The sequence below is a fragment of the Promicromonospora sp. NPDC060271 genome (assembly GCF_042726755.1).
Taxonomy (GTDB): domain Bacteria; phylum Actinomycetota; class Actinomycetes; order Actinomycetales; family Cellulomonadaceae; genus Promicromonospora.
The window spans coordinates 13,492-31,986 of the sequence record NZ_JBHXBG010000051.1 but is presented as its reverse complement, the minus strand read 5'-3'; the positions used below and the strand labels follow the sequence as shown (position 1 = coordinate 31,986).

General features: G+C 72.7%; 14 protein-coding genes. 8 read left to right on the top strand and 6 right to left on the bottom strand.

Annotated features, from left to right (window positions below):
- Positions 1-47: 47 nt before the first annotated feature.
- The 3 genes from ACFWE2_RS10425 to ACFWE2_RS10415 form a co-directional block, all read right to left on the bottom strand.
- Complete coding sequence (locus ACFWE2_RS10425) at positions 48-1,391, bottom strand: ABC transporter substrate-binding protein (protein WP_377224150.1); 1,344 nt, start codon at positions 1,389-1,391, stop codon at positions 48-50.
- Between the two features lie 61 nt (positions 1,392-1,452).
- The gene (locus ACFWE2_RS10420) at positions 1,453-2,382 is read right to left on the bottom strand and encodes a carbohydrate ABC transporter permease (RefSeq protein ID WP_377224149.1); all 930 of its coding nucleotides are present in this window, start codon (positions 2,380-2,382) and stop codon (positions 1,453-1,455) included.
- 3 nt (positions 2,383-2,385) lie between these two features.
- On the bottom strand, positions 2,386-3,315 hold the full coding sequence (locus ACFWE2_RS10415; RefSeq protein WP_377224148.1) for a carbohydrate ABC transporter permease: 930 nt from the start codon (positions 3,313-3,315) through the stop codon (positions 2,386-2,388).
- A gap of 98 nt (positions 3,316-3,413) precedes the next feature.
- On the opposite strand from ACFWE2_RS10415, the gene ACFWE2_RS10410 reads away from it, so the two are divergent.
- From ACFWE2_RS10410 to ACFWE2_RS10400, 3 genes are all read left to right on the top strand, one after another.
- The gene (locus tag ACFWE2_RS10410) at positions 3,414-4,478 is read left to right on the top strand and encodes a LacI family DNA-binding transcriptional regulator (protein WP_377224147.1); all 1,065 of its coding nucleotides are present in this window, start codon (positions 3,414-3,416) and stop codon (positions 4,476-4,478) included.
- Between the two features lie 50 nt (positions 4,479-4,528).
- On the top strand, positions 4,529-6,940 hold the full coding sequence (locus ACFWE2_RS10405; protein ID WP_377224146.1) for a glycoside hydrolase N-terminal domain-containing protein: 2,412 nt from the start codon (positions 4,529-4,531) through the stop codon (positions 6,938-6,940).
- Between the two features lie 117 nt (positions 6,941-7,057).
- Entirely contained in the window at positions 7,058-7,798 is a 741-nt protein-coding gene (locus ACFWE2_RS10400) for a phosphatase PAP2 family protein (protein ID WP_377224145.1), read from the top strand.
- 273 nt (positions 7,799-8,071) lie between these two features.
- On the opposite strand, the gene ACFWE2_RS10395 is transcribed toward ACFWE2_RS10400, so the two are convergent.
- On the bottom strand, positions 8,072-9,661 hold the full coding sequence (locus ACFWE2_RS10395; protein ID WP_377224144.1) for a glycerol-3-phosphate dehydrogenase/oxidase: 1,590 nt from the start codon (positions 9,659-9,661) through the stop codon (positions 8,072-8,074).
- A gap of 43 nt (positions 9,662-9,704) precedes the next feature.
- Positions 9,705-10,295 (bottom strand): TetR/AcrR family transcriptional regulator, encoded by a 591-nt coding sequence (locus ACFWE2_RS10390; RefSeq protein ID WP_377224143.1) that lies wholly within the window; start codon positions 10,293-10,295, stop codon positions 9,705-9,707.
- A 61-nt stretch (positions 10,296-10,356) separates the two neighbouring features.
- Here ACFWE2_RS10390 and ACFWE2_RS10385 point away from each other — a divergent pair, with 61 nt between their 5' ends.
- The gene (locus ACFWE2_RS10385) at positions 10,357-12,006 is read left to right on the top strand and encodes an FAD-binding oxidoreductase (protein ID WP_377224142.1); all 1,650 of its coding nucleotides are present in this window, start codon (positions 10,357-10,359) and stop codon (positions 12,004-12,006) included.
- 9 nt (positions 12,007-12,015) lie between these two features.
- Positions 12,016-12,945, top strand: coding sequence for a diacylglycerol kinase family protein (locus ACFWE2_RS10380; protein WP_377224141.1), 930 nt, complete (start codon positions 12,016-12,018; stop codon positions 12,943-12,945).
- A gap of 72 nt (positions 12,946-13,017) precedes the next feature.
- On the opposite strand, the gene ACFWE2_RS10375 is transcribed toward ACFWE2_RS10380, so the two are convergent.
- Positions 13,018-13,779, bottom strand: a complete 762-nt coding sequence (locus tag ACFWE2_RS10375) for an IclR family transcriptional regulator (protein WP_377224140.1) — start codon at positions 13,777-13,779, stop codon at positions 13,018-13,020.
- A 331-nt stretch (positions 13,780-14,110) separates the two neighbouring features.
- Between ACFWE2_RS10375 and ACFWE2_RS10370 the strand changes: the two genes are divergently transcribed.
- Genes ACFWE2_RS10370 through pntB form a run of 3 tightly spaced genes read left to right on the top strand, consistent with a single transcriptional unit; the run spans position 14,111 to position 18,484 of the window.
- The gene (locus ACFWE2_RS10370) at positions 14,111-15,376 is read left to right on the top strand and encodes a cytochrome P450 (RefSeq protein WP_377224139.1); all 1,266 of its coding nucleotides are present in this window, start codon (positions 14,111-14,113) and stop codon (positions 15,374-15,376) included.
- A 52-nt stretch (positions 15,377-15,428) separates the two neighbouring features.
- Entirely contained in the window at positions 15,429-17,054 is a 1,626-nt protein-coding gene (locus tag ACFWE2_RS10365) for a Re/Si-specific NAD(P)(+) transhydrogenase subunit alpha (protein ID WP_377224151.1), read from the top strand.
- Positions 17,051-18,484, top strand: coding sequence for a Re/Si-specific NAD(P)(+) transhydrogenase subunit beta (pntB, locus tag ACFWE2_RS10360; RefSeq protein ID WP_377224138.1), 1,434 nt, complete (start codon positions 17,051-17,053; stop codon positions 18,482-18,484). The genes ACFWE2_RS10365 and pntB overlap by 4 nt, the downstream gene beginning before the upstream one ends.
- The last annotated feature ends 11 nt before the right edge of the window (positions 18,485-18,495 follow it).

The window sequence follows — 18,495 nt, the reverse complement described above, 5'->3', positions numbered from 1 at the left end:
GGGGTGGCCCCCGCCGTCGTCACCGGTAGCGTGCCGGGTGGATCAGCTCACTCGCTGACGGTGAAGCCCTGCTCGTTGCCGTAGCTGACGATCGACTTCTGCCAGGCGTTCAGGCCGTCCTGCAGGCTCGTCGAGCCGGTGTAGGCCTGGCCGGCCGTGTCAGGGAACACGCTGTTCGCGTAGACCTGGAACGGCAGGTACTGCCAGCCGGGCACGACGTTCGTGGCCGACTCCGACAGCACCTCGTTGATCTTCTGGCCGCCGAAGTACTCGGACTCCTTGCTGAGGAACTCCTCGCTCTTGAGGTCCGCGAGCGTGGCCGGGAAGTTGCCGGCCTCGAGGCGCGTCGCGACGCCGTCGCCGACGTTCGCGTACTCCAGGAAGCCGTAGGCCAGCGCCTTGTTCTCGCTCGCCTCGGTGATCGACAGCGCGGAGCCGCCGTTCTCGGCGGTCTCGTTCGCGCCCTCGGTCCACTGCGGCATGGGCGCCACACGCCAGTCGCCGGACGCCGCGGCGGAGCCGGACTCGAGGTTCCCCGGCATCCAGGCGCCGGTCACCAGCGCGGCGATCTCGCCGTTGCCCAGGCCCTGGAACCACTCGTCGGTCCAGCCGGGGACGTCGGAGAGGAGACCGTCGTCGATCAGCCCCTGCCACGTCTCGGCCCACTTGGCCGAGCCCTCGTCGGCCAGGTCGACCGTGACGTTCGTGCCGTCCACCTTGAACGGGTGGCCGCCGGCCTGCCAGATCATCGACGTCGCGAACCCGGCGTCGCCGCTGTCCGACGTGATGTACGTGTCCGGGTCGTGCTCGTGGATCTTCTTGGCGGCGTCAGCGAACTCGTCCCAGGTGGTGGGAACCTCGACCCCCGCCTCCTCGAAGACCTTCGCGTTGTAGAACAGCGCCATGGGGCCGGAGTCCGTCGGGAGGCCGTACACGGCGTCGCCGTCGGTCACCGAGTCCCACGGGCCGGGGGAGAAGGTGGAGTCCAGCTCGCTCGCGCCGAAGGGCGCGAGGTCCGCGAGGGACTTGCCGATCGAGAACTGCGGCAGGGCGTAGTACTCCATCTGCGTGACGTCGGGCACGCCGGAGCCCGCGCTGATCGCGTTCTGCAGCGCCACGTAGTGGTCGTTGCCCGTGCCGACGTTCGCGACCTCGACGTTGACGTTGGGGTACTCGGCCTCGAAGTCCTCGATGACCTGGTCCAGCGTGGGGTCCCACGCCCAGACCAGCAGGTCGCCGCCCTCCTCGAGCGCCGCGGAGATGTCCTCGGCGGAGACCGCCTCGGCGGGGGCGTCGCCGCCGGCGGACCCGGAACCGCACGCGGTGAGGGTGAGCGCCAGGGCGCTCGCGGCGGCGAGCGCACCTACGGCGCGGTGGTGGCGGATGGTCATGGTGGTTCCTCTCACATCATCGTCAGTCGAACGGGGTCTCTGTGGTCGTGCGGGGTGGTGCTCACTCCTTGACGCTGCCGGCGGCGAGACCCGACTGCCAGTAGCGCTGCAGGAGCAGGAAGACCGCGATGAGCGGCAGGATCGTGAGGAGCGAGCCGGCGATGACGAGGTTGAAGATGGCCTCGCCGCCCGCCGTCGTCGCCTGCTGGTTCCATGCGTTCAGGCCCAGGGTCAGGGGGTACCAGTCCGGGTTGCGCAGCATGATCAGCGGGAGGAAGTAGTTGTTCCAGGTCGCGACGACGGTGAACAGCAGCACCGTCACGATGCCGGGGGACAGCATGGGCAGCGCCACCTGGAAGAAGGTGCGGGCCTCGCTGGCGCCGTCGATCCGGGCGGCCTCCATGATCTCGTCCGGCACCGCGTCGGCGGCGAACGTCCACATGAGGTAGAGCCCGAACGGCGAGATGAGCGACGGGATGATCACCGACCAGGGCGTGTTCGTCAGGCCCATGTTCGCGAACATGAGGAACGTGGGCACGGCGAGGGCGGTGCCCGGCACGGCCACCGCGCCGATCACGGTCGCGAACACGGCGCGCTTGCCCGGGAAGCTGAACTTGGCGAGGCCGTAGCCGCCGAGCAGGGCCAGCAGGGTGGCGCCGCCAGCGCCCAGCACCACGTACATCAGGGTGTTGAGGAACCAGCGGCCGAACACGCCGTCGTCGTAGGTGACGACGCCCACCAGGTTGTCCCAGAGCGCGAAGTCGCCGCTGAACCACAGGCCGAACGAGCTGAACAGGTCCGGCTGCGTCTTCGTGGCGTTGATCAGCAGCCAGACCAGCGGGATCAGGGCGTAGATGCCGACGAGCGCGGTCAGCACGGTGAGCAGGACGCTGCGCGTCGGCCGGGCGTGCGAGCTGCGGCGGGTCCTGATGCGGGGGCGCGGCCGGGGCTTGCGCACGGTGGGCGCGGTCAGCAGGGTGTTGGTGCTCATGGCTCAGGCCTCCTTGCGCATGCCGCGCAGCTGCACCACGTAGGCCACGAGCATCGTGAGCACGCCCATGATGATCGCCACCGTGGCCGAGTAGTTGTACTGCTGGCCGGAGAAGGACAGCGAGTAGGCGTACAGGTTGGGGGTGTAGTGCGTCGAGATGTAGTTGGGCGACAGCGCCTGCAGGATGCTCGGCTCGTTGAAGAGCTGGAACGAGCCGATGATCGAGAAGATGGTCGCCACGACGAGGGCGCCGCGGATCGCGGGGAGCTTGATCGCGGAGACGACCCGCCACGGGCCCGCACCGTCGATCTCCGCCGCCTCGTAGAGGGAGGCCGGTACGACGCGCAGCGCCGAGTAGAATATCAGCATGTTGTAGCCGACGAACTCCCAGGTCACGATGTTGCCGATCGCGGGGAGCACCAGCACGGAGGCCAGCGGGTCCGGGATGGACGTGCCGAGCAGGTCGTTGACGTTGCCGATCAGGCCGAACCGGTCGCCGTACATGAAGCCCCACATCAGGGCGGCCACGACGCCGGGTACCGCGTACGGCAGGAAGATCGTGAGGCGGAAGAAGTCGCGCCCGTAGAGGCGGCCGCTGTCGATCGCGAGGGCGACGAGCAGCGAGATGCCGAGCATGATGGGCACCTGGACCGCGAGGAACAGCGTGACGCGGCCGACGCCGTCCCAGAACTGCGGGTCGCTGAGCGCCCGGGCGTAGTTGTCGAGCCCGACGAACGACGTGCCGCCCACCAGCTTGGTCTGGAACAGGCTCAGGTACAGGGAGTAGACGATCGGCGCCAGGAACACCAGGGCGAACACGATCATGAACGGGCCGACGAAGCCCCAGCCGGTCCAGCGGTTGCGGCGTCGCGTCCGCGCGGAAGTCCTGGGCACGTTCTTGGGCACGGCCGGAGGCGATGCGAGCGTGGTCAAGAGAGGTCGCTCCTTCACGAGTGGGGTCAGCATGAGCGTCGTGTTGACGTAAACATGGTGACCCGGACTAGGGTGCTCGTGAGTTACCGAGGTGTCAAATGCGCGCCGGTGCGCCGGTGCGTCACGAGGAGGTGGATGCCGTGGAGGGCAGAGGTCCGTCCCTGGCCGATGTAGCCGCACTGGCGGGTGTGTCGACGCAGACCGTTTCACGCGTGTCGATGGGGCTGGACAACGTGCGCCCCGTCACGCGGGACAAGGTGCTCGCGGCGATGGCGCAGCTCGGCTACGCGCCCAACACCGCGGCGCGTGCGCTGCGGTACGGCAGCTTCCGGACGATCGGTGTGATCGCCCACCGGCTCGCCCGGACCGGTGAGTCCCGGACGGTCGAGGCGGTCGTCGAGGCGGCCCGCAGAGAGGGCTACACGGTCACGCTGATCGACGTCGAGAGCCCGTCGTCCGACGTCGTCTCCGCCGCGGCGACCCGGCTCTCGCACCAGGCGATCGACGGCCTGGTGATCATCCGGGCCGAGACCGCGACGCCGGACTCGCTGGCGCTGCCGCCACGGCTGCCCGTCGTCGTGTCGGACTCACGGTTCGTCGGTCACCACCCCGCCGTCGGTGCGGACCAGGGGGACGGCGCCCGCAGCGCCACGCAGCACCTGCTGGACCTGGGGCATCGCACCGTGCACCATGTCGCGGGGCCCGCGGACTCGATACCCGCCCAGCTACGCGCCGAGGCCTGGCGGGACACGCTGGTGGCAGCGGGCAGCCCGGTTCCCGAGCTCGTGGAGGGCGACTGGACGGCGGCCTCCGGGTACGACGCCGGACGCCGGCTCGCCGCCGACCCGGAAGTCACCGCCGTGTTCTGCGCGAACGACGAGATGGCCGCAGGTGTGCTCAGGGCGCTGCACGAGGCCGGGCGCGCCGTGCCGGGCGACGTCTCGGTGGTCGGGTTCGACGACGTCCTGCTGGCCGGTTACCTGTGGCCGCCCCTGACGACGGTGGCGCAGGACTTCGACGAGATCGGCACGCGGCTGGTGGCCCGGCTGCTGCAGCAGGTGCGGTCCGGGGAGATCGAGGACGACGCCGACGCCGAGGACCTGCACGAGGTGGTCTCCGTGTCGCTCCTGGTCCGCCAGAGCACGGCGCCCCCGCCGGCGTAGGCCGTGCGGACGGGCGACCCGGCACGGTCGACCTGGCATGATCTGCCGACATGAGCAGCGACGACGCCGTCGGGCGGCACCTGATCGAGCTGGCCGAGCCCTCCGGCACGTTCATCGACAGCTTTCTCGTGGGCAACGGCACCCTCGGGGCAGCGCTGCGGGGCGGCGTCGGCTCCGAGGTGTTCGACCTCAACCTCGACACCCTGTGGTCGGGAGGGCCGGCCACCGCCGTCGTCGACCCGCCCGACCCCAAGACCGTGGTGCTGCTGCGCGAGGCGATCGCCGCGGGTGACCACGCGGAGGCCGACCGGCTGGCACGCGCGAACCTCTCGGACCGCTGGGTCCAGTCGTACCAGCCGCTCGCCCGTCTGACCTGGGCGTACGGCCCGGTTCCTGAGCAGGTCACCGGCTACCGGCGCACCCTGGACCTGCGCAGCGCCGTGGCCTCGGTGCGCTACGCGGCGCCTGACGCGCACCCGGGCCTGGACGTCTTCGTCTCGGCCCCGTCCGCGGTCCTTGTCGCCACGGCTGTTGAGTGCGGGCTATTTGCGCCTGAAGAGGGCCCTGAGGGCACAAATAGCCAGCACTCAACGGTCCAGGTTGAGGGTGAGCATCCCTTTGACGTTCAGCGGGAGGTGCGGGACGGCGCGTCGTGGACCGTCGTGACCGGCCGCGTGCCCGTGCTCGTCACCCCGGGGCCCGACGAGGTGGTGCGGTACCCCGACGACGCCCCGGACGACGCGGGGACGGTGCCCGCAGGGATGGGGTTCGCCCTCGTGGCCTGCGTCGAGCGGACCGCCGACGGCGCCCGCCTGATCGTCGCGGCGGAGTCCGGCTTCCGAGGTCCGGCGGAGCGGCCGAGCGCCGACGTCGGTGCGCTGGCCGCCGTGGCCGGGGCCCGCGTCGAGGCCGCCCGCCGGCGCAGCACCGCCGACCTGCGTGCGGAGCACGAGCTCGACCACCAGTCGTACTACGACCGGGCGGACCTCGACCTCTCGGCCTCGGGCGACCCGGCCGCCGCGGCCGCCGAGCGGTACTTCCACCTCGGGCGGTACCTGATGATCGCGGGCTCCCGGCCGGGCACGCAGCCCCTGAACCTGCAGGGCATCTGGAACGCCGACCCGAAGCCGCCCTGGAGCTGTGACTGGACCACCAACGTCAACCTGCCCATGGCCTACTGGCCGGCCGAGCCCACCGGCCTGGCCGACCTCGCGGAGCCCCTGTTCGGCCTGGTCACCGACCTCGCCGACGCCGGGCGGCGCACCGCACGCGACTTCTACGGGACGCGCGGGTCGGCGGTGCACCACAACACCGACCTGTGGCAGTTCACCGCGCCCGTCGCCGGCGAGCCCATGTGGTCGAGCTGGCCGTCCGCGCTGCCCTGGCTCGCCGCACACCTGGGCGACCACCTGGACTTCGGCGCGGGCCCGCACCCGCCGGCCGACGTCGCCGTGGCTCTCCCGGTGCACCGGGCGGCCGTCGAGCACACGCTCGACATGCTGGTGCCCGACGGCGAGGGCGCTCTCGTCGTGAGCCCGTCGTCGTCCCCGGAGCACACGTTCGTCGTCGACGGGCGGGCCTACGCGGTCGACGCCGGCTGCGCCATGGACCAGGAGCTCGCCGCCGAGGTGCTCGGCCGCTACCTCGCCCTCGTCGAGCACGGCGCCCAGACGGGGCCCGGCTCGCCGTCGGACGACGACCTCGCCGCCCGGGCCCGCGACGCCCTGGAGCGGCTGCGCCCCGTCCAGGTCGGCCCGGGCGGGGACCTGCTCGAGTACATGACGGAGCGCGTACCGGGCGAGCCGGGTCACCGCCACCTGTCGCACCTGTACGGCCTGTACCCGGGCACCCGCATCACCGAGACCCGCACGCCCGAGCACTTCGAGGCCGCGCGTGCGGCCCTGACGCTCCGGCTCGACCAGGGGTCCGGCTACACGGGCTGGAGCCAGGCCTGGATCCTGTGCCTCGCCGCACGCCTGCGTGACCCGGCGCTCGCGGAGCGGTCGCTCGCGATCCTGATCGAGGACCTCAGCTCGGCGTCGCTGCTCGACCTGCACCCGGCCGAATGGCTGCCGGAGGGCTGGGTGTTCCAGATCGACGGCAACCTCGGCGGCACGGCGGGCATGGCCGAGCTCCTGGTCCAGGGCCACGACGACGCCGTGAGCCTGCTCCCGACGCTGCCGCCGTCCTGGTCCGCGGGTCGGGCGCGCGGGCTGCGCTGCCGCGGTGGGCACGTGGTCGACGTCGCCTGGCGGGACGGCCTGCTGACCGGCGCGACGGTCACCGCGGGCGGCGACCGGGTGATCCTTGACGTGACGCTGGGCACGTCCGTCGGGGTCCTGGACGCCGCGAGGGCACCTGTCCCGACGGTACCCGTCGGGCCCGCGCCGTCCGGCCGCATGCGCCTGGCCTGGGACGCCACCGTGGGCGAGCGGTATACGGTCGTCCAGGGGCAGGCCTGAGCGTGCCGGGATCGTTACGCACAGCGCCTGCTGGACATCTTCCCGGCACCGAACATTCACCCTGAGACCCGTAGGATCGGCACGATGGCGCAATCAGAAGGCAGGGGTGTAACGCGCGTGGAGTCACCGTCAACCGAGGCTCCGCTCGACCCGTCGACCCTTCCCACCTGGCGCAGCTCGACGGTCGCCGCGGTCATCGGTGCGGCGGTCTTCGCCTTCCTGATCTGGCAGGTCGTCGTGCGTGGCCCGTTCATCGCCTGGGACTGGCAGTTCCACTACTACGTCGACGGGCACCACCCGACGGGCTGGGTGAAGATCTTCCTCGACGTCGTCGCGAACATCACCGGCGATCGCCTCTTCACCATCCCCATGGTGGGCGGCACCGCGTTCTACGTCGCCTGGAAGCAGGACGGCCCCGGCTCGTTCTGGCAGCTCGCCACCCGGCGCCCCGTGCTCGCCGTGCTGGCCGGCCTCGTGACCATCGCGCTGATCGGCTACGGCACCAAGTTCGGACTCGGCCGTACGGGTCCCCACCACAACATGGACGTGCTGCACGCCGGCGGTCAGGCGTTCCCGTCCGGGCACGCGTCGAACACGTTCTTCACCGGCTTCTTCATCCTCTGCCTGCTGTACGCCCATGGCGGGCTGAGGCCGAGCGTCAGCAGGCTGCGCAGGATGATCCCCGTGGTCGGCGCCGTCGTCGCGATCGCAGGCGGCCTCATGTCGTGGCTGGACTACCACTGGCTGAGCGACATCCCCGGTGGGTGGCTGCTCGGGTTCATCGCCTGCATGGTGTCGCTGTCGGTGCTCCGCGCGCCGCGCCGCCGCAGGGAACGCCTGCCGGCGCCGGCGAGCTAGCGCGGCGCCGGGCCTTCGCAGGTGCTGGCCTTCCCGGGTTCGGGGCGGCTGGCAAGGTGTACTCGGTCGGCGGGTGCCGGGTGCGCTGAACTGCGTTCGGCTGCGGCCGGACTAATTCGGTTCACCTGAACTGTTCGGCAGGGCTGAAATGAGCATGGCTGAGGTGAACGTTCTTCAGCAGGCCTGGCACCCGCTCATCGAGTGGTCCTTGCCCCGGACCGCCCTCAGCTTTCGCGCGCCGCCAGCGGGACACCGGGCCGTCCCGCATGCGGGTCAGAGCCGTGCCAGGGCGTCCGCGACCAGCTCCTCGACGACGTCGCGCACCGCCGCGCGGTCCGCGGGGACCAGCCCGATCCGCGTGCGCCGGTCCAGCACGTCGTCGGCGTCGAGCGCACCCTCGTGCGTCACCGCCCACTCGATCTCGGCACGGGTGATGTCCAGGTGCGCGGCACCGGTGATGCCCTGCCCGACGGCGGACGCCGAACCCGGCAGCACGGCGGCGGCCAGCACCTCCGCGGCCTCGGCGCCGTACCGGGCGACGAGCGACGCCGACACGTCGGGCGACCCCGTCCCGCCGAGCCCCGCCGGCGACGGTGCGCCCGCCGCCGACGACGCGCCCACCAGCGGCAGTGCTGTCGTCCAGCACGGTCCGGCGGTGAGCCCGGCGTGCCTGACGGCCAGGTCCACGGCGTCCTCGGCCATCGTGCGGTAGGTGGTGAGCTTGCCGCCCAGCACGTTCACCGCGCCCGTCGACGGCGACACCTCCACGAGGTGCTTGCGCGAGACGTCGGCGGAGGGGCCGTCGCCCGACCCGGTGGTGTCGACGAGGGGCCGCAGCCCCGCGAAGGTGCCCACCACGTCGTCGGGCAGCAGGGGACGGGACAGGACGCCGGACACCGTCGCCAGCAGGAAGTCGATCTCGGCCTGCGTGGCCTCCGGGACGTCCGGGACCGGACCGGGCGCCTCCTCGTCGGTGAGGCCGATGACCACCCGCCCGAGCTGGGCGGGCAGCGCGAACACGTACCGCGAGCCGGAGCCGGGCACCGGCACCATGAGGGCGCCCGCCGGGCTGCCGAGCCGGGCGGCGGGCACGACCACGTGTGTGCCGCGGCTCGGCCGGAGCCGCACGGACGGGTCGATCGTCCCGGCCCAGACCCCCGTCGCGTTCACCATCACGCGGGCCCGCACGGTGAGGGTCGTGCGGGTGAGCGTGTCCTCGAGCGTCGCGCCGTCCGCCCGCAGGTCGACGGCCCGCACCCGCGTCAGGATCTTCGCCCCGCGCCCCGCAGCGGTGCGGGCGAGCGCGACGACGAGCCGGGCGTCGTCGACGAGCTGACCGTCGTGCGCCACCCACGCGCCGCGCAGGCGCTCGCGTGCGACGGCGGGCACGAGCCGGGCGACCTCGCCCGGCCGGGCGAGGCGCGGTCCGGGCAGCACGAGGGACGACGTCCCGGCGTCGCGGCGCAGCAGGTCACCGAGGCCGAACCCGATGCCGACGGTGAGTCCGCGCCGGCGCCCCGTGCCAGGGGTCAGCGGCAGCACCTGCGGCAGTGCTCGGACCAGGTGCGGCGCGGTGCGGGTCATCAGCACGTGCCGTTCGCGCGCGCTCTCGCGGGCCACCCCGATGTCGCCGGTGGCGAGGTACCGCAGCCCGCCGTGCGCCAGCTTGGAGCTCCACCGGGAGGTGCCCCAGGCGAGGTCGCGCGCCTCGACGAGGGCCACGGACAGGCCGCGCGCCGCGGCGTCCAGCGCCGCCCCGGTGCCCGTGACCCCGCCCCCGACGACGAGCACGTCGACGGTCTCGGCGGTGAGCTCGTCCAGCTCGCGCAGGCGGCGCCGGGCGGTGAGGGCGGTGCTCCGCATCGGTCCTGCTTCCGGTGGGGGACGTCGCGTGGCGGCGTCCGGGTCAGGGACGGAGGTACCCGTCCAGGGCGTGCGCGAGCTCGGTCCGCAGGGCGTCGTCGTCGATGACCGTGCTGACCGTCTTGTGCGAGAGCACCGCGGACTGGGACATGAGCAGGACCATCACCGCCATGTCCGTCGCCGACCCGGCCCGGACGGTGCCGCCCTGCTGGGCGGCCGTGATGGCGGCGGCGAGCCACTCGAGGACCACGCGCTGCGACCGGCCGATCCGCTGGAACGCGTAGCGGGTGAACACCTCGGGCTCGTTGCTCAGGAGCCGCCCGAACAGGGCGTCCGCATGGAACAGGTCCCCGAACCGGACCACCTTGCCGACGATCGCCGCACGGTCGGCCGCCTGCGGGCCGACGGCGTTGATCACGAGCTGCATGCGGTGGGCGATGAGGGCGCGCAGGACCTCGTCGGCGGACTCCCAGCGGCGGTAGACCGTCGGGCGTGAGACACCGGCGGCCCTGGCGAGCTCGGTGATCGACAGGCCGCGCATGCCGCGGGTCGCGACCAGCTCGGCGGCGTGGTGCAGCAGGCGCTCCTCGGTGCGGTCGGCGCCGTCGTCCTTGTCTGCGTTACGAATTGTCATCTTGTGTCAAACTGTAACGCGCGTCAGGATGGTAGGCCAGACCACACCACACGGAGGACGCGTGAGCACGCTGCCGGACAGCACGCAGCCGGAGAACGAGGGTCCGGACCACGAGCGCGCCTACATGCGCTGGGACGGCTGGGGTGACCCGGCTCGTGCGCACGGGCTCCCGACCGGCGTGAAGCTGCTGCTCGCCGCGGTGCTCGGGCGCGTGCCGAAGGCGCCGCCCGCCCCGCGCCTCGCCGAGGTCACGATCAGCACCCCGCCCCTGGCCGACGACGACCTCGCGGCGCTCGCCAAGGCGGTCGGCGGCGACCACGTCGACGCCGGCCACGACGTACGGCTGCTGCATGCAGGCGGCAAGTCCACGCCGGACCTGCTCAGGCGCCGGCAGGCCGTGCAGGCGGCGCCGGGTGCCGTCGTGCTGCCCGCCACGGAGGACGAGGTGGCGGCCGTGCTGGCCGTCGCAGGCGAGCGGGGCCTCGCGGTGGTGCCGTTCGGCGGCGGTACGGCGGTGACGGGCGGTCTGACGCCCGACGCCGGGCCGCACCGGGGCGTGGTCAGCCTCGACCTGCACCGGCTCTCGGGGCTGGTGGCGCTCGACGACCTCGCCCACGAGGCGACCTTCCTGGCCGGGACCACTGCGCCCGTCGCCGAGAACCTCCTGGCGGAGCGCGGCTTCGAGCTCGGCCACTTTCCGCAGAGCTTCGAGTTCGCGACGCTCGGCGGGTTCGCCGCCATGCGGTCCTCCGGGCAGAACTCAGCGGGCTACGGACGGTTCGACACGATGGTCACCGGGCTGCGGGTGGTCACACCGACGGGCACGCTCGACCTCGGCAGGGCGCCGGGTTCGGCGGCAGGGCCGGACCTGATGCGCTGGTTCCTCGGCTCCGAGGGGACCTTCGGCGTGATCACCCAGGTGCGGCTCCGCGTCCACCCGACGCCCGAGGCGCGGCTGTTCGACGCCTGGACCTTCGGCAGCTTCGCCGCCGGCGTGGACGGGTTGCGGGGCGTCGCACAGCTCGGCACCGGGCCGACGGTGCTCCGGCTCTCCGACGAGGCCGAGACGGCGGTCTCCCTGGCCCAGGTGGGCAGCATCGGGAAGGCGCTGGCCAAGGGCTGTACCGCCGTTGTCCTGCACGAAGGGCCTGCCGAGCTGGCGGCGAGCCGCCGCGAGGCGACCGCGCGGGTGCTGCGGGCCGCCGGGGGCGAGCTCGCCGATCCCAGGCTCGCCGCGTCCTGGGACCACGGCCGGTTCCGGGCGCCGTACCTCCGCGACGCGCTGCTGGCGGGCGGCGTGTTCTGCGAGACGCTGGAGACGGCCACCACGTGGTCGAACCTGCAGACGCTCAAGGCCGCGGTCACTGCGGCGCTCGCCGACGGGTTCGCGGGGGAGCGGGCGCGGAACCGGATCCTGTGCCACGTCTCGCACGTGTACCCGACGGGCGCCTCGCTCTACTTCACGGTGATCGCCGGGCTCGGCACCGAACCGCTCGAACCGTGGGAGCGGGTGAAGTCCCGGGTGAACGACGCGATCATGGCGGCGGGCGGCACCATCAGCCACCACCACGGCGTCGGCGCGGACCACGCGCCGTGGCTGGAGCACGAGATCGGCTCGGCGGGCCTCCGCATGCTCCGCGCGGTGCAGGCGGAGCTCGACCCCGCAGGGATCATGAATCCGGGGGCCCTCGTCGATCGCCGGCTCCGGTAGGTTTCGGCCATGACTGAGCAGGTCGGCAGGGCCGGGCACGTCGCGGTGCTCGTGAACCCCGCGTCGGGCCACGGTGTCGGCACCGGCAGCGGGCAGGTCGCGGTCGAGCGCCTGCGGTCCCGGGGTGCCGACGTCCGGGTCTACCAGGGTGCGAGCGAACAGGAGACGGCCGAGCTCGGCAGGCGGGCGGTCGCCGAGGGCCCCGACGTGCTCGTGGTGGCAGGCGGGGACGGCACCGTCTCGTCGGTGCTGGCGCCCGTGCTGGAGTCCGGCGTACCGCTGGCGGTGATCCCCGGCGGCACGGGCAACGACCTCGCCCGCGAGCACGGCATCCCGTTGGACGACGCCGCGGCCGCTGCCGACCTCGCGCTCGACGGCGCCCGCCGCCGGGTCGACACGGGCACCGTCACCGCCGACGACGGCACGGTGCGCCACTTCGTCACGGTGCTGTGCGCGGGGCTGGACTCGCTGACGAACGAGCGCACCAACCGCATGACCTGGCCGACAGGCCCTGCGCGCTACAAGGTGGCCGTCTACCTGGAGTGGCTGCGGCTGCGGACGTTCGGCTACCGGCTGCACCCGGCGGACGCGCCGGAGCTCGAGCAGGACGGGTACATGCTCGCGGTCGGCCTGACCCGGTACTACGGCGGCGGCGTGCCGATCTGCCCCGACGCCGACCCGGCGGACGGGCTGCTCGACGTGACCCTCGTGCACGCCGTCGGCCGGTTCAAGGTGCTCGCGTTCGACGCGCTCATCAAGGCGGGCAAGCACGTCGGGCGGCCCGACGTAACCACGCTGCGCGCACCGGTGATCCGGCTGGAGTCCCCGGCCGGCCTCGTCGCCTACGCGGACGGCGAGCCGGCCGGCAGTCTCCCGCTGACCCTGACGACGACCCCGGCCTCCCTCACCTTGTGCGTCCCCACCCACCCGCGTCGTTGAGTGCGTGATATTTGCCCTCGTACGGCCGTCGAGAGGGCAGATATCACGCACTCAACGAAGGCGAGCGGCGGGCTAGACCGTCGCCAGGTCTCCGGTGGCCAGGCTCAGCTCGCGGCGAGCCTGCGGCGGCACCACCTCGCCGGGGATGCTGAGCCCGACGGCCCACGTGACGTCGTCGCCGGGACGGCGGGGGACGAGGTGGGCGGCGCAGGTGATGTCGTCGCGGAACTCGCCGTGCTCCTCGACGATGTTGTCCGGCCGCATGCGCGCGAGCTGTGCGTCGAGCGCCGTGATGTCGGCGGCGGTACGTGCGGTGAACCTGCGCATCCCGGCCTCGAGCACGAGGTCGTAGCGCTCCCGGCGGGAGATGCCGAGCAGCAGGGCCTTCCCGAGCGCGGTGGCGTGCGCGGACACGTCGAGCCCGCGCTCCAGGTCCTCGAGGTACGGAGAACCGGGGGCCTCCGAGTAGTCGACGACGACGACCCGGCCGGCGCTGATGCGCCCGAGGTAGGCGCTGTAGCCGGTGGTCTGCGCGAGGTGGCGCAGCACCTCACGGGTGCCCGGCCCGCGGCCGAGCGAGCCGAGCTGCTCGTAGAACCGCTGGCTCACCTGGTCGCCGACGTCGTACGTGCCGTCCTTGAGGCGGGTGACGTAACCCTTGTACGCGAGCGTGCGCACCAGGTGGTACGTGGTCGAGAGGTTGAGCCCGCTGCGGCGTGCGATCGCCTTGACCGGCAGGCCCGGGGTCCGGGTGACGACCTCCAGGACGCGGAAGGCGCGCGCCACGCTCTGGACCAGGTCGTCCGGGCGTTCCCGGTCGGCGTCGAGTGCCACGTGCCCCCCTTGCTCGTCGGTGGGGATGCCGACGGTCGGTTCTGTGATCCCGTCCGGATGGGTCTCGACAGGGTAGAGCGAGGGTGCAACAGTGTGTGTGCCCTCGCAGACATCGTAGCCACGGGTGTGGCCGAGGTCACGATGCATGGTGGGAACACGGGCGGGATCACCCTGGGCGATCAATACGGGCGGGATCACCCTGGGCGATCAATGACGACTGCACAGATACGGCGAATCCATGAATTTACCTGAACTGGATCAAATCCGGCAAGTACCCTCGAGTCCCACCCAGAGCTCCACCGCGAGAGGGCCGGCCCCATTGCTCGATGACATGCGCAGCACGCAAGACCGTCCGTGGCGCGGCACCAGGCCCGTCCGGCTCAGCGGGATCTCGAACCCGAAGCCCCTGGTCCACGCGTCGGCCATGCCGGAACCGCGGGTGTTCTACGACGAGCTCGAACGTGAGTGGGGCGAGGTCGCCCCCGTCGAGCTGGAGCCCGGCGTGCCCGCCTGGCTCGTCATGGGGCAGCGGCTCGTCTACGACATCATGCGCAACGAGCACGTCTTCGCGACCGACCCGCAGACCTGGAACGGGCACTCCCGCGGTGGCCTGCCCGCGACGTCGGGCCTGCGCCCCGTCCTCACGTCGCACCAGCGCTTCGCCGCCAACCACACCGACGGCGCGCTGCGGCAGCGCCTGCGCGAACCCCTCGACGACGCGTTCGAGCAGCTCTCCGAGGGCCGCACCGCCTCGAAGACGCGCTCCCTGTGCAACCTGCTCATCGACCGCTTCGAGGACCGCGGCCGCGCCGACCTGATGCTCGAGTACGCGTCGGTGATCCCGTTCCTCGTCGTCTCCGACATGATCGGGTTCGACCCGGAGGACGGCCAGCGCCTCTTCGACCTGACGCGCCGGGTCGCCGGTGGCGGTGCCGACGCGGCACCCGCCGTGGCCGAGGTCGACCGGATGCTCGGCGACCTCGTCGCGGCCCGGCGGCGGCTCCCGCAGCGGGACCTCGCGAGCTCCCTGGTGGCGCACCCCAACATGCACCAGGACGTCGAGGTGGCCCACACCCTGCTGAACGTCGCCTTCGCGGGCAACCTGACGATGACGGCGTGGGTGGCGCAGACCCTGCTGCTGGCCCTCACCGACTCCCGGTTCTCCGGCCGGCTGCACGGCGGCCGCATCGACCTGGACAACGCCATGGACGAGGTGCTGTGGCGCTCCACGCCGACCATCAACACCCTGCCCCGGTTCGCCAGGCAGGACGTGGTGCTGGACGACAAGCTCATCGCGGCCGGCGACCCGGTCGTCCTCGCGATCTACGCGGCGAACACGGACCCGCGGATGGACACCGGGGACCCATGGGACCACGTGGGCAGCCGCGCGCACGTCTCGTTCGGGACGGGTCCGCACGCCTGCCCCGCGCCCCGCACGGCGCGCGTCGTCGCGCGGATCGCGGTCGAGACCATCCTGCGCAGGCTCGACATCGTCCTGCGGATCCCCGCCGCCGACGTCGCCTGGGACCAGACCCTGTGGATCCGCCAGCCGGTGAGCCTCCCGGTCACCTTCCAGCCGCCGGTGGACTCGGCATAACGGGTGTGTCGGCGGTAGGCGGTAGGTTGCGCACGTGAGCAAGGAGGGTCACATGCGCATCGGTATCCCGGACGACGGCGGGCCGCTCGTGCCCGCCACCCCGACGACCACCGCCCGGCTGGTAGGCCTCGGCTACGACGTGCTGGTCGCGACAGGCGCGGGAGCCGGCGCGGGCTTCCCCGACGCCGCGTACGAGGCGGCGGGTGCGGCGGTCGTGTCCGACGCCGAGGCGTGGGCGTCCGACGTCGTGGCGATCACGCGGGCGCCGGACGCGCTGGCCACACCGGGCCCCGCCGGGCTCCGGCCGGGTGCCCGAGGCCCGGACGGGCTCAGGATCGGCTCGGTGCTGATCGCGCAGATCGCTCCCGCCGCCCGCCCCGACCTGGTGCGCGCGCTCGCCAACCGCGGCGTCACGGCCCTCGCCCTGGACGCCGTGCCGCGCATCTCCCGGGCGCAGTCGCTCGACGTGCTCAGCGCGCTGTCGAACGTCGCGGGGTACCGGGCGGTGGTCGAGGCGGCCGCCGAGTTCGGCGGCATGTTCTCCGGCCAGGTCACGGCGGCGGGTACCACTCCGCCCGCAGCCGTCTTCGTGATCGGCGCGGGCGTTGCCGGGCTCGCGGCCATCGGCGCGGCAGGCAGCCTCGGCGCGCAGGTGCGCGCCTTCGACGTCCGGCCGGAGGTCGCGGAGCAGATCGAGTCCATGGGCGCGACGGTCGTCCGGGCCGACGCCGCCGCACAGCAGGTCAGCGCGGACGGTTACGCATCGGAGCTCACCGCGGACCAGGAGGCGGCGGCGCGGCGCGCGTACGCCGCCGAGACGGCCGCGGCGGACATCGTCATCACGACGGCGCTCGTGCGCGGCACCGCCCCCACGACCATCACCGCCGAGATGGTGGCGAACATGCGGCCGGGGAGCGTGATCGTCGACCTCGCGGCGCCGGGTGGCGGCAACTGCGAGCTAACGGTCCCGGGCAAGCGCGTGGTCAGCGACAACGGCGTGGTGATCCTCGGCTGGACCGACCTGCCCGACCGCATGCCCCGGCACACCTCCGAGCTGCTCGGCACGGCGGTCGCCAACCTGGTCCAGCTCGGCACGCCCCAGCGGGACGGCCGCCTCGCGCTCGACCCGGAGGACGTCGTCGTGCGCGGCATGACCGTGGCAGCGGGCGGCGAGGTGCTGTGGCCGCCACCGCCGGTAGCGGTCTCGGCGCCGCGGGCGGCCGCCGGACCATCGCCGGCCGAGCCCGCCTCGCGCCGGTCCCGGCAGCCACGACCAGTAGGCGGCGGGCCTCGGCCGGCGCAGCGGGCCTACCCCGCGACGAGGGCGGTGCTAATCGGCCTCGCCGCGACGCTCGCCGCGCTCGCGGTGGCGGCGTCACCCGCCGACCAGGCAGCGCACTTCACGGTGCTGGCGCTCGCCGTCGTCGTCGGGTTCTACGTGATCTCGCACGTCAGCCACGCCCTGCACACCCCGCTCATGTCCCAGACCAACGCCATCTCCGGGATCATCCTCGTCGGCGGGATGCTGCAGATCGGCTCGGCGAACCCTGTCGTGACGATCCTGGCCGTGCTCGCCTCGGCGGTCGCGAGCATCAACATCTTCGGCGGGTTCCTCGTGACCCACCGCATGCTCGGGATGTTCCGCAGGGGCGACGCGACCGAGGGGAGCAGGCGATGACCGTCGAGTCCGCGGTCCAGGCCGGCTACCTCGTGGCGGCGGTGCTCTTCGTGCTGTCGCTGGCCGGCCTGTCGAAGCAGGAGACCGCGCGGCGCGGCGTCCTGCTCGGGATGACCGGCATGGGGCTCGCCCTGGCGGCGACGGTCGCGCTGGCCCTGGACCGGTCCGAACGGCCCGTCGGCGTGACCGCCGCACTGATCCTCCTCGTGCTCCTCGTGGGCGCGGCCGTCGGCACCTGGCGGGCGCGGACCGTCGAGATGACGCAGATGCCCGAGCTCATCGCGCTGCTGCACTCCTTCGTCGGCGCAGCGGCGGTGCTGGTCGGTTACGGGTCCTACCTGACCGAGTCCCGCACGGCCGGCGCCGGCGCCACCGTGCACAACGTCGAGGTGTTCCTCGGCGTGCTGATCGGGGCCGTGACGTTCACCGGCTCCGTCGTGGCGTTCGGGAAGCTGTCGGCGCGCCTGCGGTCGTCGCCGCTGCTGCTGCCCGGCCGCAACTGGCTCAACCTGGCCGCCCTCGTCGCGTGCGGGGCGCTGCTGTGGTGGTTCCTCGCAGCGGGCAGCACGGCGCGCAGCACAGGGGGCGGCGCGGGCCTGGTCCCGCTGCTGCTCATGACCGTGGTGGCGCTGGCGCTGGGCTGGCACCTGGTGGCGGCGATCGGCGGGGGCGACATGCCCGTCGTCGTCTCGATGCTGAACTCCTACTCCGGGTGGGCCGCCGCCGCTGCCGGGTTCATGCTGGGCAACGATCTGCTCGTCATCACGGGTGCGCTCGTCGGCTCGTCGGGTGCGATCCTCAGCTACCTGATGTGCCGGGCGATGAACCGGTCGTTCGTCAGCGTGATCCTCGGCGGGTTCGGCGCGGAGCCGGGCGCGGTCGCCGAGGGCGGCGCCGTCGAACCAGGCTCCTACCGCGAGACGACGGCGCTCGAGGTCGCCGACCGGCTGACCGCCGCCCGGTCGGTGATCGTCGTGCCGGGCTACGGCATGGCGGTCGCGAAGGCCCAGTACCCGGTGGCCGACCTGGTGGCCCGCCTCGCCGCCCGGGGCACCACCGTGCGGTTCGGTATTCACCCGGTGGCCGGCCGGCTGCCCGGGCACATGAACGTGCTGCTGGCCGAGGCGAAGGTGCCCTACGACCAGGTGCTCGGCATGGACGAGATCAACGACGACTTCCCCGAGACCGACGTGGTGCTGGTGATCGGCGCCAACGACACGGTGAACCCGGCCGCGCAGGACGACCCCGCGTCGCCCATCGCGGGCATGCCGGTGCTCGAGGTGTGGCGGGCGCGCGAGGTGGTCGTGTTCAAGCGGTCCATGGCGACGGGCTACGCCGGCGTGCAGAACCCCCTGTTCTTCCGGGAAAACACCGCGATGCTCTTCGGGGACGCGAAGGAGCAGGTGGAGCTGATAGTGGCCGCGCTCTGACGACAGGCGGC